Consider the following 14,214-nt stretch of genomic DNA (forward strand, 5'->3'; position numbering starts at 1 on the left):
GATCGAGAAGATGTCGAACTCTGTAGAGCCGATCAGGGCGTTGTTCACCATGAGCAGGCCGGATTCGAAGGCCGTGATCTCCCCGACCTCGTAGACGCACTGGATCTTCAGGTTCCCGACATTCTTCGCGTTGATCTGGTCGAGCGGCGAGAACCGCTGCGAGGACGGGGTCCTGTTGTAGCTCGGCCAGTCGCTGGCGGCAGCACCGGGCCATGCCGCCTCGGCCAGCGGCGGTGCGGGCACCGCGGCCACAGGCGCTTTGTAATCGGAGTTCGTCTCGGTGGTCAGCGTTCCTGGTGGCGCAGCAAAGGACTTGAGAAAGTTGAGCCCCATGGCGCCGTAGGTCGTCATCTGCACGGGGAGAGTGACATAGAGCAATCCCGCGACGGCCAAGCCCGCCACAAACAATATGCCGAGGATGACAAGCAGTCTTTTCATTTGAAGTCCCTTTCGGTGAAAAGTATCTGGCGCGTCGCGAAGAAGGGTCCATGACATCCCGACGATTAGTCTGGCTGCGATTCCGCTACCGGCAACCAGTCACGTCTTGCGGTTGCGGATCAGCAAAGCAATGATGGCAAGTGTGGGATCAAGAATCGCAATCGCGAACAACGTATGCGGAAATACACCTGATATCGCGAGGGGGACCAGCACAAGAGGGATGAGCACTATTCGATCGAGTATGGCAGCCGGGCCGATTTGTCGAGCGCCGGAGCGACCGCCGAATACGTAAAGCCAGCCAATGACGGCTAGCGCCGCGCCAGTCACACGAAAGATCGCACCCTCGTCTCCGACGAATGGCCTATCCATGAAGATCGCCTGCACCGCGCCGGGCCAGACAATGAACAGTGCTCCGATCGCAAGGTACATATAGCCGTTGATCACCGCCCATTTCGATTCGGCGGACAAGTCCGCGGGTTTCTCAAGAAGATCACTGAAAAAAGTCATGCCATTGCCCCTTAGGTTGTTGTGACGTTGAGGGAACTGTCTATAAAGATGTTTGCCAGGGCTGGTCGCTGCATGGCCTTGGCTCACCGGTAGCCGCCGCGGACCTTGCCGCGGAAGACCCAGTAGGCGCCGAAGGTGTAGATCGCGAGCAACGGGCCCTGGATCGCGCCGGTCTTCACGCAGATACTGCAGCCAAGGTCGAAATCGATCAGGTCGTAGTCGAATTCGGACATGCTGCCTCGCGGATGCCAAAACGGCTATGTTCCCCCCATCGCGGAGCTTGACCATCCCGGTGACCACGTACGCCTACGTACGTGGAGAGCCCCCTTCCTGGACTTCGAGCTTTCTGCTTTGCCGGTGCCAAACTCGACACTCGAATGTCGCTTTCGGGCTCGAAGCTCCCCAGCGTCCTACGCCCCCAACCGCAGTCCTTGCCTGTCCCGGAAGGATGCCTATACTGAATCCTTTCTGCCGCGATGCGGGGCACTCTGCACTGCACCTGGTCGCAGATGACAAGGGGTCTCCGGCCTCGGAAGCCGGGGATTGAAGACGTGACCATCCCGAACAATCCAGTCACAGCGATCGACATCTTGCTCGAGCCAGACGCCAGGATGCTCGAGCACGCTGAAGCCAACAACGCTCGCCTGCTTCAGGTTTTCCCCAAGGGATTCGCTCTGGACGCGACCCACCGCCCGCACGTCACGCTGGTGCAGCGGTTCGTCCGCACCGCGGACCTGGACGAGGTGTATGCCGCCGTCGAAAAGGTCCTTGCTGGAACCCGACTGGGCGACATAGAACTGGAGGCCATCAAGTACTACTACATCGCGAGCCAGGAGATTGGGCTGGCTGGCATCGTCGCGAAGCCCACGCCTCAGCTCCTCCAGCTGCAGGAGGCGCTGATCGAGGCGGTGACGCCGTTTACGACCGAGACCGGCGACTCGGCCGCGTTCGTCACGACACCCGATGACCCTGTCATCGACCCGATGCTCATTCAGTACGTTTCCGTGTTCGTGCCGAAGGCTTCCGGTGAACATTTCAATCCGCACGTCACCACCGGCGTTGCGACGCGCAAGCAGCTCGACGAAATGCTCGCCGAACCGTTCGAGCCATTCAGCTTTTCGTTCAGCGGCGCCGCCATCTATCAGCTGGGCCAGTTCGGCACCGCCGCCAAGAAACTCAAGGCGTGGGATTGAGGCCTGGCCGCTGAGCGGTCGGCGCCGACGGAAGTACCAAGGAGCGGGCATGAATTCGAAGAGGCTTTCCAGTTGGAACGACGGTCCGTCGCGCACTGCGATCGTGGACTTCGTCGAAAGGACTACCCGGTCGGGCAGTGCCGATTTCGTGCCGCCGTCCGATCGGATCGCGACCTTCGACAACGACGGCACCCTCTGGTGCGAGCGCCCCCTCCAGGTCCAGTTCTTCTTTGCGCGGGCACGCCTCGAACAGTTGGCGCAAGCGGATCCCTCCTTTCGAACGCGCGAACCATTCAAGACCTTCCTCGAGCACGACATGAGCAAGATCCCGGCCCTCGGGAAAGAGGACCTGCTGCACCTTGCAGCAACCGTGCACTCGGGCACGACGGTGGATGAGTTTGGTCAACTCGCCCGGCAATGGCTAGCTTCTGCCAAGAATCCGACGCTCTCGCGCCTCTTCACAGAGTTGACATACAAGCCACAGATTGAACTGCTGCACTTCCTGCGTGAAAACGGGTTCAAGACCTTTGTCGTCTCCGGCGGTGGCATCGACCTCATGCGCGCGTGCAGCGAAAGGCTCTACGGGGTGGCGCGAGATGAAGTGATCGGCAGCAGCATGAAGACGCGCTTCGAGATGCGCGACGGACGGGGCGAACTGGTCAAGCTGGCCGAAATCGAAAGTTTCAGCGACCGTGAGGTCAAGGTGAACAGCATTTCCCGCCATATAGGTCGCCGTCCGGTCCTCGCTTTCGGGAATTCCGACGGTGATCTCGCGATGCTCAGGTACACGCAAACAGGCGAAGGGCCGCGCCTGGCGCTGCTGTTGCACCATGACGACCCGGAAAGAGAATTCGCCTATGACCGCGACTTCCCCCTCAGCCCGCTGGCGGAAGCACTCGATCACGCGGACGAGTACGGATTGCAGGTCGTCAGCATGAAGCGCGACTGGGCTCAGGTCTTTTCGGGTTGAAGATCAAGCTTTGGTCCGCAATCCCGGGAAGAGCTTGAACGCATCGTCGCGAATCATTTCAATGGCCTCTGCGCCAGTCAGATTGGCATCCGGCGAGAGGGTCGGCACCGTTGCGCCCAACATTCTCTCCAACGCCAAGATGCTATGCACCAGTGCCTTGCCGAGCGGCGACAGTGGCAGATCCGGAGGAAGCAGGGCGACGTCGAACTTCGGAACTGGCCGGGGCGCGACGTCAGGCCATTGATCCGGTGTCCTCGGCTTGCCGAGCGAGAGAACGGGAGCGATGTCCAGGGCCGAGGCGTCGCGTGCGGTGAGAGGGCGCCCGAGCGACCACCGCTTGCGCAGGGTCTGGATCACCGAGGTGTGGCGATATTCATCGTTGACCACGGTGCGCTCGGGAACCCATGCCGAGATTCCGATGGCGGGCACGCGCGCGCCCGACCGATTGAACGTGAACCCCATCTGGCCGGCCGGTGCCGAGCGGTTCGGCGGCACAGCGGACGGAGGCGGGACATGGTCGTAGGTGCCGCCCGATTCGTCGAAGGCGACCAGCAGGAACGTGTTGAGGTAGTTCGATCCGCTCGACGATGTCGAAGAGCGGACCGCGTCGTAGACCGTTGCCAGCAGCGCGTCGCCACCCAGCAGAGAGGACGGCGGATCGTACGGCAGGCCGTGCATCAGCGCCGAGATCGGCGGGTGCATGTCATTGTGGCCATGCCACAGGTTCGGTTCGATGAACGAGTAGGTCGGCAGGCGGCCTCTCTTGGCATCTTCGAGGAAATCGGCCACCGTCGAGAAGTTGGTTGCAAAGCGGTTGCGCAAGCGCGAGGCGTGAATGATCCCGGTGAAGGAGGCTGGGCTTGGCGCATCGCAGTAGACGCGCCATGTCAGTTTCTTGGCCTCCAGGCGTTCGAACAGCGTCTCTGCCTTGTTGTGAACGGGAAAGGAATCGGGAGGAGACGTGTTGACGACGTATCCAGACGCCGTGCCCGCATGGAAGAACGAGCGATTGGTGAAGGTCTGCGACGGCACCTCGCAGAACCAGTGGTCGAAGACGGCGAAGCCACGAGCCAGCGTTGACATCACCGGCATCTGCTCCGGCGTGTACCCCGTCATGATCTGCGCGTACTCGTCGTAGGTGGCTGCCGCTTCATCTCGGCCGTGAAGGCGCTGATGTAGTCCATCACGAAGCCGTCCATCGTGGGCTGCTGGCGCGGATCGCTCGGCGCGTTGTACGGAGCCACCATGCGCGCCAGCGGCATGAACCGGTTCTTCGGGTCCAGGGTTCCGTACAGATCCGTGTTGATGTGCGGATACTCCTCGCCCGGATCTGGCTGCGGCGTGTTCATCGTGGGCGACATGCCGTAGGGCACGAACTTGCGCTCGGCTCCATGCTCGGCCCATTCCGGGATGGGGTTCTTGAGATCCTTGCCGATCACCCCGTCGAAGGACTTGACGTCGCCCGGTGCGTAGAGGCGGCCGAGCAGATTGTCGAATGAGCGGTTCTCGAACATGAGCACGACCACGTGGTCGAGCGCCTTGCGCCGGTCGCCTCAACTCAGGGGTTCATCTCATACGCGCCCGCGAGGCTGCGCGCCTGCTCCCAAACCGTCTCGAAGCGTGCGCGATCCGCCGCAGGGCGGCGGATGCATCTCTGCGCGGCGGACTGCTGCGCGTCCGTTGCCGATGGCTTGTTGAACAGCATGAGGGCGGAGCCTGAGAAGTCGCGCACAAGCACATCGAAGATCTGATCCACAAGCGCCGTCTCGGTGCCTGCGATCGCGGCCTGCTGGAGGATCAGTTCGGCATACGGCACCAGCGTGAACATCTCCCCAATCGCGAGCATGAAGTCCAGATCCTTCTGCTGCGAGGGTGACGGCGCAGCGCCGCCGAGCATGGCCCCCAGCGCATCGATCTGTTCGGTGAACACGGCGACGTTCGGCACGTGAGAGAAACTGGCAAAAACCGGCCGCCAGTCGTGAAAACGCACCTTTTGCAAGCCCTTGGTCGGCCCCTGCCGAAACAGGAACTCATCGTCCGCGGCATCCCTGCGCGTCGGCACCTCGCAGAGCGCCGGGCTGGCATTGCCCGAATTGAGCAGGTAGCCGGGCATGAACTTGAGCGCCAGCGCAAGGTTGACGTGCACGGTGCCCTCGATCTTGGGGAAGCCCTGCAGGCCGAACTGGGCCATCTGGAAGAACATGTCCTTCTCGAATCCCTTCGCGGAGATCACGTCCCACAGGTCGGCGTACGCTTTGGCGCCTTGCCGGGTGACCGTGATCTTCTCGATGGTGTTGAAAAGGAGATAGCGCCGGTCTTCAAGGGATGCCGAATGCATGTAGTCGATCGCGCGCTCCCCGAACAGCTTCATACCCGCCAACCGCGCGTAAGCATCCGTGAACAACGCCTGCACATGCGCAAAGTCGGTGACCTTGGCGTTGAAAAGCACGCGCCGCTCCGCGTGCGTGATCGCCTCGAAAAAGCAATGCTCGACCAGTCCGACTGCACCGAAGCCCAGGTTGAACTTGCCGACGTTGACGGTGTTCATGCCCGCATCGAAAGCCTCCTGCCCGGTATGCAGAACGTCGGCCGAAGTGACCGGGTAGTCCTCGAGGTCGAACGCCGCGACGTACATCTGGCTGGCCACGACGTTGCCGCGCAGCTTGTAGGCCGGGTGCTGGCTGTCGACAGTGAAGAACACGTAGGCATCCGGGCCGTCGATGCCCGCGATGCGGCCGAACACGGACACCATGCCAGCGACGTTGCCGTTGCCAATGTAGTACTTGCCGCCGTTGGCCTTGTAGCCGCCCTGGCCGTCGGGGGTCAGCACCATGTCGGTCGTGTAGATGTCTGCGCCGTGCTCGCGTTCGGAGAGGCCGAACGCGAAGACTGAGCCGGCATCGAGCAGGGCGGCGGCGCGCTGCCTTGCCTCGGCGTTGGCGCTTTGCCAGATCGGTCCCAGGCCGAGAATGGTGACCTGCCAGACGTACCAGTACTGCCCGCCGTAGAAGCCGAGGATATGGCTCATCATCGCGATGCGGCTCGTGTCCCATCGCTTGCTCGGATTTCCGCCGCCCTCGGCCGCCGGCGTGAGCAGCGTGGCGAACACCCGCTCCCGTTTCAGGAACTCGATGAAGTCTGCATACCAGATCCGTTCGCGGTCCTGTTCGAGAAGAACACGCTTGCCGCGCTGCTCGAAGAAGGCGATCGTCGCTTCGAAGATGCGCCGCGATTCGACGTCGAAGGCGCAGAAATCTGCGGCGTGTGGATTGAAGAGAGTCGAGTTCATGGGATGGGTTTCGGTGTGGGCGCCAGCGATGCAGCGTGTCACGTCAATGGTTTGTTGTGGACCTTCGACCCCTCGCGTTCACGCTGCGAACTTCGAGAAATCGGCAGGCCGCTTCTGCGCAAATGCAGCGAAGGCTTCGCGGGCTTCGGCGCTCTTGAGGCGGTCGGTGAAATGCACGCTCTCCCGGTCCATCTGGGTTGCGATGGCTTCCGCCTGTCGCATGAGGCTTTTCGTCAGCTTCAACGACCCCGCGGCCTGCCTGGCGAGAAGCTGTGCAACCTGCTGAGCTTCACCATGAAGCTCCGTCGGCGACACAACCCGATTGGCGATGCCCCAGTCCAACGCTTGTGCAGCGGTGATCGGCTTGCCCAGCGCGAACATCTCGAATGCGCGGACGTGGCCGATGCGAGCGGGAAGCAGGAGGCTCGATGCAGCCTCCGGCACAAGGGCCAGATTCACGAAAGGTGTAGACAGGAGCGCATCCTCCCCGAGCACCACGAAGTCGCAGTGCAGCAGCATCGTGGTCCCGATCCCCACGGCACGCCCATTGGCGGCAGCCACCAGTGGCCGGGTCGAGCCTGCGAGGGCGCGAAGAAATCGAACGACATGGCGCGGCTCACCGGTGCCGGCATCACCGCTTGCGGCAGTGGCGGCGAACTCGCCCAGGTCGTTGCCGGCGGTGAACATGGCGCCTTGGCCTCGGATCACGATGGCACGCACGGCAGGATCTTCCTCGGCGCCAATGAGGGCGTCGGCCAACACCGCGTACATGGCATTGGTGATCGAGTTCATCTTCTCCGGACGCGCCAGCGTCAGGGTGAGGACGCCTTGGGCGGATTCGACGGTTACGTGGTCAGTCATTGTTTCTCCTGTGGTTCGTTCCCCATCGGGGCGGCTTGGAATATATTTCGCAGACGAAGTATATACTTCGTGCACGAAATAGAATTGCCCTTCGTGTAACAATCAATCCGGTACGGTCCGGCGCACTTACAGATGAGAAATAAATGAAGGATCAGAGTAAAACGCGGCTGGTCTTCCTGCTCAACGTGGCCCAGAGGACGGTGGAGCGATGGATCGAGAGCAAGGCAGACGGGCCGATGGCCCTGTCAGCGGCGCAGGCAGGAACGATGTTCTTCCTGTCGCGTCATGACGGCGCGCTCGTAGGAGACGTTGCGCAGGCGCTGAAAATCGGCGCACCCGCGATGTCCGGGCTCGCCAACAGGCTCGAACAGGCAGGCTATCTGATTCGAAGGCGTGATCCGGAGGACGGTCGCGCCATTCGCCTCTATCAAACCGAAGAGGGGCGCGCCGCCGGACAAGATGCCAAGGCAAGGCTGAGTGCCTTGAATGCCCATCTGACCGAAGGCTTCAGTGCGGACGAAATGGAGGTTGTCGGACGATGGCTGGAATCACTACAGCGCAAGTTGTCCCTCGAGAACATCGAAGGGCACCGCGAGTAGGCGGACTCGATACAAGGAGCGCTGCGTCGAGCCCTCACAGGACGTCGCGAGGTAGCCCGGCTGTCGACGTGGACCGAGCGGGTCAACATCGAATGTCTGCTTTGCGGCGATCAAACCCTGCGCTCGTATGTCGCGTCTTGAACTCGGCCAGTCAATCGGCGTAGCCGGTCGGCGGCTGGGTGAGGAAATCAGGGTGCAGAGATGGCACCTCGGCAGAAGGAAGATGCGCCGCCGATCACCGCACCCAGTGCATCAGCGCCAAAGTCAAGACGACCAGGAAGACCGTCTCGCCGACCATCAGCAGCACCGGCTTGAGGCCGACGGTGATCAGTTCACTGAGTTGCGTCTTCATCCCGATGCCCGCAATGGAGGCCACCAGGAACCAGCGCGAGAAGTCGCTGCCGGTCTTGGCGACAAGGTCCGGGAGCCAGCCGGTGCTGTTGACGGCCACCAGGACCGCGAAGCCGACCGCGAAGCCCGGCAGCAGCGGCGGCCGTGGCCCACTGGCCTCGCCGGCTTGCCGGCGCGACAGCACGACGGCCAACAGGATCACCGGCACCAGCATCGCCACGCGCATCAGCTTGACGACGGTCGCGATGTCGCCGGTTTGCTGCGACATGCTGTAGCCGGCGCCGACGACCTGTGCGACATCGTGGATGGTCGCGCCGAGGAACACGCCAGCCGCGCGCGGATCGAGCCCGATCATCTGGGCGATCGTCGGGTAGACGATCATCGCGAGCGTCGACAGAGCCGACACGCCGACCACAGTGAACAGCGTCGCGCGCTCCTTCAACGGATGGCTCGGCAATGCCGCGGCCAGGGCCATGGCGGCCGAGGCGCCGCAGATCGCCGTGGCGCCGCCGCTGAGCAGCCCGAACAGGGTCTGGAATCCGAGCAGCTTCGCCGCCAGCATGGACACCCCGATCGTCAGCGAGACCGTCAACAGGACGATCACGAGGGGTTGCCATCCGAGTTCGGTGATCTGGCCGATGGTGATGCGCAATCCGAGCAGCGCGACGCCGATGCGCAGAAGCCTGCGCGCGGTGAATTCGATGCCCGCCTGGCAGGCGCCCTCGCTGGAGAGGAAGTTCATCGCCAGGCCGAGCAGCAGGGCGAACAGCATCACCGGCGCGCCGTAGTGCTCCGACAGGAAAGTCGCGGCCGCGGCAACCACGCCGCAGGCCAGCACGCCGGGGAAGAGGGCGCGGGCCTGCCCGGGGATGACGCTGATCGAAAGTGCGGTCATGGCGAGGTTCCGTCGCTCAGGCCGTGGGCAGCTTGTAGTCGGCAAACTGCTCGCGCAGCCTGTTCTTCAGCATCTTGCCGGTCGCGCCGAGCGGAATCTGGTCCACGAACACCACGTCGTCGGGTGTCCACCACTTGGCGATCTTGCCGTCGTAGAACGCGAGCACCTCGTCGCGCGTGAGCACGGCGCCGGGCTTCTTCATCACGACCAGCAGGGGCCGCTCGTCCCACTTGGGGTGCCGCACGCCGATGCAGGCGGCCATCGCCACGGCGGGGTGTGCCATCGCGACGTTCTCGAGGTCGATCGAGCCGATCCATTCGCCGCCGGACTTGATCACGTCCTTGCTGCGGTCGGTGATCTGCATGTAGCCATCGGCGTCGATGGTGCTGACGTCGCCGGTGGGGAACCAGCCGTCGACCAGCGGGTCGCCGCCTTCTCCCTTGAAGTAGCTGGCAATGATCCACGGGCCGCGCACCATCAACTCGCCCGAAGCCTTGCCGTCGCGCGGCAGCTCCTGGCCATCCTCGCCGACGATCTTCAGGTCGACACCGAAGGGGGGGCGCCCTTGTTTGGCCTGAACAGCCATGCGCTCCTCGGCGCCGAGTTGCAGGTGCTTGGGCTTCAAGGTGCATACCGTGCCGATCGGGCTCATCTCGGTCATGCCCCAGGCGTGCAGCACCCGCACGTTGTAGCGCTCCTGGAAGGCGCGCATCATCGCCGGCGGGCAGGCCGAGCCGCCGATGATGGTGCGTCGCATGGTGCTGAACTTCAGGTCGTTGGCTTCGACATGGGTCAGCAGCCCCTGCCAGACGGTGGGCACGCCGGCCGAGACGGTGACGCCTTCGCTCTCGAAGAGATCGTGCAGGCTCTTGCCGTCGAGGTGCGGGCCGGGGAAGACGAGCTTGGCGCCGACCATGCACGCGGCGTAGGGCAGGCCCCAGGCGTTGACATGGAACATCGGCACCACCGGCAGGATGGTGTCGCGCGCCGAGCAGTTCAGGCTGTCGGGCAGCGCCGCGGCATAGGTGTGCAGCACGGTCGAGCGGTGGCTGTACAGCGCGCCCTTGGGGTTGCCGGTGGTGCCGGAGGTGTAGCACAGCGAACTGGCGCTGTTCTCGTCGAAGCGGGGCCAGGCGAACTCGGGCGAGGCGGCCTCGATCAGCTCTTCGTAGCACAGCAGGTGGGGGATTTTCGAGTCGGCCGGCATGTGCGCCCGGTCGGTCATCGCGACAAAGGCCTTGATGGTGTTGACGCGCCCGGCAATGGCCTCGACCAGCGGCAGGAAGGTGAGGTCGAAGAACAGCACCTGGTCTTCGGCATGGTCAGCGATCCACACCACCTGGTCCGCGTGCAGCCGCGGGTTCAGCGTGTGCAGCACCGCGCCCGAACCCGACACCGCGTAGTACAGCTCCATGTGGCGGTAGCCGTTCCAGGCGAGCGTGGCGACGCGGTCGCCGAAGCGCACGTCCAGCGCGGCGACGGCGTTGGCCAGGCGGCGCGAGCGCGAGGCCAGTTCGCGGTAGCTGGTGCGGTGGATGTCGCCTTCGACACGCCGCGAGACGACCTCCTGGTCGCCATGATGCCGCTCGGCATGGGTCAGCAGGGTCGAGATCAGCAGCGGCTGCTGCATCATGTTTGCGTTCATGGAAATTCCTTTGCAATGAGAGTGGATGGGGCGTTCGGCGAAGGGTCGCCGGGGGTCAGCATCACCATGCCGTCGACGACCTGCACCGCGTATGTCTTCGCTTCCAGCATCGGCGCGCTCGGCGGGCCGCCGTGCTCCAGGTTGAACTTCAGGCCGTGCACCGGGCAAGTGACGCGGGTACCCTGCAGCTTGCCGTTGCTCAGCGAGCCACCGGCATGCGGGCAGCTGTCCTCGATCGCGTAGGCCGTGTCGCCGATCCTGAACAACGCCAGGTCGAGCCCGGCCTTGCAGACCCGCCGGCCCCTGCCCTCGGGCAGTTCGCTCAGCACGATCAGGGGAGTCCACGGGGCCATCACATCACCATGCCGCCGTTCGGGCTGATCACCTGGCCGGCGAGATAGTGCTCATCCGACGCCAGGTACACGGCGAGCGAGGCGTATTCCTGCGGCGTACCGAGGCGGCCCATCGGGATCATCTGGAACAGGCTGTTCTTCTGGGCCTCGGTGGTCGTCGCGAGGTAGGCCTCGAAGGGCGGCGTCATGACGCCGCCGCAGGCGATGGCGTTGACGAGGATGTTGGCCCCGGCAACGTCGTAGGCGGTGGTCTTGGTCAGGCTGATCACGCCGGCCTTGGTGGCCGAATAGCCCGGGCTGTGCATGCTGCCGACGCCCAGGCCAGCAATCGAGGCGATGTTGACGATCCGGCCCGAGTGCCGCGGCTCCATCAGGCGCAGCGCCGCGCGGGTGCAATAGAACACGCCGTGCATGTTGACGTCCCACCACTTGAGCCAGTCCTCGTCCGACAACGACGAGACGATGCCCAGCGATTGCCGCGGGACCGGCGTGGTGGCATAGGCATAGTGCTTGTTGCGTCGCTCGGTCTCGGCCGGCGAGTTCGGCACGCGCGCTGCGTTGTTGACCAGGATGTCGACCGTGCCGAAATGCGCGGCGGCTTGCGCGAACATTGCATCGACCGCGGCGCTGTCGGAGACATCGCACAGCACCGCGAGGTGGTCGGCCTGCCGGTCTGCCAGCCAGGAGCAGGTCAGGTCCAGCGCCGCCTGGTTCACGTCGCACAGCACCAGCCGCGCGCCCTCGTCGGCCATCGCCGAGGCGATCACGCCGCCCAGGCCCGGACCGGCGCCGGTGACCAGCGCCACCTTGCCGGCCAGCCGGCCAGTGCGGGGTTTCGTCGAGTCAGTCATGGCCTGTCTCCTTGATTCAGTCCGGCTTGAAGCCGATGGCTTTCAGGTGCGCGGCATGCTTGTCGGACGCCACGCGCAGCGACTGCGACAGCTGTTCAGGCGTCAGCGGCTGCCCGATGTCCTGGCCCAGCTCCTTGAAGCGCTCGATCACCTTCGGCTGCTGCAGTACCTTCAGCGTCGCCGCGCGGAACCGGGCCTGGATGTCGGCCGGAACGTCGGGTGTGGTCCACAAGCCCATCCAGGCGACGTCGTCGATCTGCGGGTAGCCCAGTTCGGTGAAGGTCGGAACGTCGGGCAGTGCGCTCAGCCGCTTGGGCGTGCTGACCGCGAAGGCCTTCAGCTTGCCGGCCTTGATCATCGGGATCGAGGTTGCCGGGCCGTCGAACATCAGCGCCACATGGCCGCCCATCACGTCCTGCAGGGCCGGTGGCGAGCCCTTGTAGCTGACATGCGCCATGTCGATTCCGGCCAGCTTGTTCAGCTGCTGGCCCATGGTGTGGGAGATCGTGCCGGTGCTGTAGGAGGCATAGCTTACCGTGCCCGGATGCGCCTTCACGTAGGCGATGACTTCCTTCAGGTTCGACGCCGGCAATGCCGGGTTGCCGACCATCACGAGCCCCGTGCGCGTCAACTCGGCCAGCGGCTTCACGTCCTTGAACATGTCGGTGCGGGTCTTGACCACATGGGGGATCTCGGTGGCCAGGCCGTTCACGCCGACCATGAAGGTGTAGCCGTCGTGGGGCGAGGAGATCAGGTCCTGGGTGCCGATGGCGCCCATGCCGCCGGCCTTGTTGTCGACGATCACGGGCTGGCCGAGTTGCGTCGCCAAGCCGTCGGCCAGGGTGCGCGCGATGAAGTCGGCGGTGCCGCCCGCGGGCGCGCCGACCACCAGGCGAATCGGCCTGCTCGGCCAGGTCTGGGCCATCGCGGCCGGCACGGCGGCCAGCAGGCAGGTGCCGGCAAGGGCGCCGAGCAGGGCGCGGCGCAGGGTTTTCGTCGAGTGGTTCATGGGGTTGTCTCCGTTCATTGTTTTCAAGCTGGGAATCGATCAGGCCGCGAGGCGCAGCGGCGCACCACGCTCGCCGGCCCGGCGGTTCGGCTCGTAGCCGAGCCTGGCCAGGGTCTGGTCGGCGCCCTTGTATTGGGTGCCGATCTGGTAGATCTGCCGGGCCTCTTCGCCGGTGGCGACTTCGCGGTACAGCGCGCGGGCGATGCGCACCGTCTGCTCGATCTGCTGGACGCTGGTCAGGCGCTCGCCTTTCCTGCCCCACAGGTTGTCCTCGATGCCGACGCGCACGTGCAGGCCCATCGCGATGGCCATGGTGTTCAGCGGCAGCACGTTGCGCATGAGGCTCTCGATGGTCAGCACGGCACCGGCGGGCACGCGGCGGATGAACTCCATCATGTTGTGCGGGTTCGGACCGTCAGCGCCGCCGCCGATCATCACGTGGTTCAGCACCAGCGGGCCGCAGTAGACGCCGCGGCGGATCAGGCGCTCGACCGTCTCGAGCTGGCCGGTGTCACCCAGCATGAAGTGCGGCTGGATGCCCTTGGCCTGCAGGCGCTTCAGGTGCTCCTCGACGAAGGCCGGACCCGAGGGGATGGTCATCTCGCGGTAGGCCTCCTGGTAGGCGGGCTGGGCCAGCGACGTGCCGGCGACGTCGTCGGCGCCGAGCAACTCGCAGATGTTCATCTGGTTGGTGTTGATGGCGATCGTCACCTGGTCGGGCTTGGGGTCCAGCTCGGCCAGCATGTGGCGTGTGTCGTCGCTCAGCCACTTGGCGTCGGCGCCTTCGCCTTCGGGGGCGAAGGAGATCGAGCCGCCCACCTGCAGCACCATCTGCGGCACCGCCTCGCGCAGCCGCGCCAGCATCTCGTTGAACATCGACATGCGCTTGCTGCCCTTGCCATCGGCTTCGCGGCAATGCACGTGCAGCACGGTGGCACCGGCGTTGTAGCAGTCGACCGCTTTCTGTACCTGCTCTTTCATCGTCACCGGGATGTCGTCGGAATCGCCGGGCAGGAATTCGGGGCCGTACGGGGCGACCTGGATCACCAGGGGTTGCTGGGTTTCGGGCAGCAGGGAGTCGTCGAGGAATTGCATGATGGGGTCCTTTCGGTGGAGTGGGTCGGGTCGGCGGGGAGCGGCGGTACAGTCCTTGTCGGTGTCGCTCAGTGGTATGTATTGTTGGGCGGCGGGTCAATTCGAACTTCACTATTCGGGACATTGGCTTACCATTTCGGGACAAGGCCCGACCCCCC

At 64.2% G+C, this 14,214-nt stretch carries 15 protein-coding genes and 1 pseudogene; 3 read left to right on the forward strand and 13 right to left on the reverse strand.

What is annotated here, in order from left to right; translation table 11 throughout:
* The 3 genes and pseudogenes from AC1DYD_RS24230 to AC1DYD_RS24240 all read right to left on the reverse strand — a co-directional run.
* A pseudogene (locus AC1DYD_RS24230) lies at positions 1 to 438 on the reverse strand (hypothetical protein); the annotation flags it as partial.
* A 99-nt stretch (positions 439 to 537) separates the two neighbouring features.
* A complete protein-coding gene (locus tag AC1DYD_RS24235; protein WP_478175306.1) occupies positions 538 to 945 on the reverse strand; it encodes a hypothetical protein in 408 nt (135 codons plus the stop codon).
* An 83-nt stretch (positions 946 to 1,028) separates the two neighbouring features.
* Complete coding sequence (locus AC1DYD_RS24240; protein WP_478175307.1) at positions 1,029 to 1,178, reverse strand: hypothetical protein; 150 nt, start codon at positions 1,176 to 1,178, stop codon at positions 1,029 to 1,031.
* 318 nt (positions 1,179 to 1,496) lie between these two features.
* Here AC1DYD_RS24240 and AC1DYD_RS24245 point away from each other — a divergent pair, with 318 nt between their 5' ends.
* Both AC1DYD_RS24245 and AC1DYD_RS24250 read left to right on the forward strand, forming a co-directional pair.
* Positions 1,497 to 2,138: a 2'-5' RNA ligase family protein gene (locus AC1DYD_RS24245; protein ID WP_478175308.1), complete on the forward strand. Its 642-nt coding sequence runs from the start codon at positions 1,497 to 1,499 to the stop codon at positions 2,136 to 2,138.
* A 49-nt stretch (positions 2,139 to 2,187) separates the two neighbouring features.
* Positions 2,188 to 3,108, forward strand: a complete 921-nt coding sequence (locus tag AC1DYD_RS24250) for an HAD family hydrolase (RefSeq protein WP_478175309.1) — start codon at positions 2,188 to 2,190, stop codon at positions 3,106 to 3,108.
* Between the two features lie 3 nt (positions 3,109 to 3,111).
* Here the strand turns inward: AC1DYD_RS24250 and AC1DYD_RS24255 are convergent, their stop codons facing one another.
* From AC1DYD_RS24255 to AC1DYD_RS24270, 4 genes are all read right to left on the reverse strand, one after another.
* On the reverse strand, positions 3,112 to 4,224 hold the full coding sequence (locus tag AC1DYD_RS24255; RefSeq protein ID WP_478175310.1) for an alkaline phosphatase family protein: 1,113 nt from the start codon (positions 4,222 to 4,224) through the stop codon (positions 3,112 to 3,114).
* The gene (locus tag AC1DYD_RS24260) at positions 4,221 to 4,634 is read right to left on the reverse strand and encodes a hypothetical protein (protein WP_478175311.1); all 414 of its coding nucleotides are present in this window, start codon (positions 4,632 to 4,634) and stop codon (positions 4,221 to 4,223) included. Before AC1DYD_RS24260 ends, AC1DYD_RS24255 begins: the two co-directional genes overlap by 4 nt.
* A gap of 32 nt (positions 4,635 to 4,666) precedes the next feature.
* Complete coding sequence (locus tag AC1DYD_RS24265; RefSeq protein ID WP_478175312.1) at positions 4,667 to 6,397, reverse strand: acyl-CoA dehydrogenase family protein; 1,731 nt, start codon at positions 6,395 to 6,397, stop codon at positions 4,667 to 4,669.
* Between the two features lie 78 nt (positions 6,398 to 6,475).
* Positions 6,476 to 7,258 carry an enoyl-CoA hydratase gene (locus AC1DYD_RS24270; protein WP_478175393.1) on the reverse strand — a complete coding sequence of 261 codons (783 nt, stop codon included), beginning with the start codon at positions 7,256 to 7,258 and terminating at the stop codon, positions 6,476 to 6,478.
* A 143-nt stretch (positions 7,259 to 7,401) separates the two neighbouring features.
* Between AC1DYD_RS24270 and AC1DYD_RS24275 the strand changes: the two genes are divergently transcribed.
* Positions 7,402 to 7,857 carry a MarR family winged helix-turn-helix transcriptional regulator gene (locus tag AC1DYD_RS24275; protein ID WP_478175313.1) on the forward strand — a complete coding sequence of 152 codons (456 nt, stop codon included), beginning with the start codon at positions 7,402 to 7,404 and terminating at the stop codon, positions 7,855 to 7,857.
* 235 nt (positions 7,858 to 8,092) lie between these two features.
* On the opposite strand, the gene AC1DYD_RS24280 is transcribed toward AC1DYD_RS24275, so the two are convergent.
* The 6 genes from AC1DYD_RS24280 to AC1DYD_RS24305 are packed head-to-tail and all read right to left on the reverse strand — an operon-like array spanning position 8,093 to position 14,056.
* The gene (locus tag AC1DYD_RS24280; protein WP_478175314.1) at positions 8,093 to 9,103 is read right to left on the reverse strand and encodes a YeiH family protein; all 1,011 of its coding nucleotides are present in this window, start codon (positions 9,101 to 9,103) and stop codon (positions 8,093 to 8,095) included.
* Positions 9,104 to 9,119: 16 nt separating this feature from the next.
* Complete coding sequence (locus tag AC1DYD_RS24285) at positions 9,120 to 10,748, reverse strand: 3-(methylthio)propionyl-CoA ligase (RefSeq protein WP_478175315.1); 1,629 nt, start codon at positions 10,746 to 10,748, stop codon at positions 9,120 to 9,122.
* The gene (locus tag AC1DYD_RS24290; RefSeq protein WP_478175316.1) at positions 10,745 to 11,101 is read right to left on the reverse strand and encodes a Rieske (2Fe-2S) protein; all 357 of its coding nucleotides are present in this window, start codon (positions 11,099 to 11,101) and stop codon (positions 10,745 to 10,747) included. The genes AC1DYD_RS24285 and AC1DYD_RS24290 overlap by 4 nt, the downstream gene beginning before the upstream one ends.
* Complete coding sequence (locus AC1DYD_RS24295) at positions 11,101 to 11,952, reverse strand: SDR family NAD(P)-dependent oxidoreductase (protein ID WP_478175317.1); 852 nt, start codon at positions 11,950 to 11,952, stop codon at positions 11,101 to 11,103. The genes AC1DYD_RS24290 and AC1DYD_RS24295 overlap by 1 nt, the downstream gene beginning before the upstream one ends.
* 16 nt (positions 11,953 to 11,968) lie before the next feature.
* The gene (locus AC1DYD_RS24300; protein WP_478175318.1) at positions 11,969 to 12,961 is read right to left on the reverse strand and encodes a Bug family tripartite tricarboxylate transporter substrate binding protein; all 993 of its coding nucleotides are present in this window, start codon (positions 12,959 to 12,961) and stop codon (positions 11,969 to 11,971) included.
* Positions 12,962 to 13,000: 39 nt separating this feature from the next.
* Positions 13,001 to 14,056 (reverse strand): beta-keto acid cleavage family enzyme, encoded by a 1,056-nt coding sequence (locus AC1DYD_RS24305; RefSeq protein ID WP_478175319.1) that lies wholly within the window; start codon positions 14,054 to 14,056, stop codon positions 13,001 to 13,003.
* Between the last annotated feature and the right edge of the window lie 158 nt (positions 14,057 to 14,214).

The organism is Variovorax sp. P4_B11 (assembly GCF_056402355.1).

Bases quoted from the DNA above. Each gene is read 5' to 3' on its own strand.
- AC1DYD_RS24235 (WP_478175306.1), bottom strand. From the start codon at position 945: ATGACTTTTTTCAGTGATCTTCTTGAGAAACCCGCGGACTTGTCCGCC.
- AC1DYD_RS24240 (WP_478175307.1), bottom strand. From the start codon at position 1,178: ATGTCCGAATTCGACTACGACCTGATCGATTTCGACCTTGGCTGCAGT.
- AC1DYD_RS24250 (WP_478175309.1), top strand. From the start codon at position 2,188: ATGAATTCGAAGAGGCTTTCCAGTTGGAACGACGGTCCGTCGCGCACT.
- AC1DYD_RS24255 (WP_478175310.1), bottom strand. From the start codon at position 4,224: ATGACGGGGTACACGCCGGAGCAGATGCCGGTGATGTCAACGCTGGCT.
- AC1DYD_RS24265 (WP_478175312.1), bottom strand. From the start codon at position 6,397: ATGAACTCGACTCTCTTCAATCCACACGCCGCAGATTTCTGCGCCTTC.
- AC1DYD_RS24270 (WP_478175393.1), bottom strand. From the start codon at position 7,258: ATGACTGACCACGTAACCGTCGAATCCGCCCAAGGCGTCCTCACCCTG.
- AC1DYD_RS24275 (WP_478175313.1), top strand. From the start codon at position 7,402: ATGAAGGATCAGAGTAAAACGCGGCTGGTCTTCCTGCTCAACGTGGCC.
- AC1DYD_RS24280 (WP_478175314.1), bottom strand. From the start codon at position 9,103: ATGACCGCACTTTCGATCAGCGTCATCCCCGGGCAGGCCCGCGCCCTC.
- AC1DYD_RS24285 (WP_478175315.1), bottom strand. From the start codon at position 10,748: ATGAACGCAAACATGATGCAGCAGCCGCTGCTGATCTCGACCCTGCTG.
- AC1DYD_RS24290 (WP_478175316.1), bottom strand. From the start codon at position 11,101: ATGGCCCCGTGGACTCCCCTGATCGTGCTGAGCGAACTGCCCGAGGGC.
- AC1DYD_RS24295 (WP_478175317.1), bottom strand. From the start codon at position 11,952: ATGACTGACTCGACGAAACCCCGCACTGGCCGGCTGGCCGGCAAGGTG.
- AC1DYD_RS24300 (WP_478175318.1), bottom strand. From the start codon at position 12,961: ATGAACCACTCGACGAAAACCCTGCGCCGCGCCCTGCTCGGCGCCCTT.
- AC1DYD_RS24305 (WP_478175319.1), bottom strand. From the start codon at position 14,056: ATGCAATTCCTCGACGACTCCCTGCTGCCCGAAACCCAGCAACCCCTG.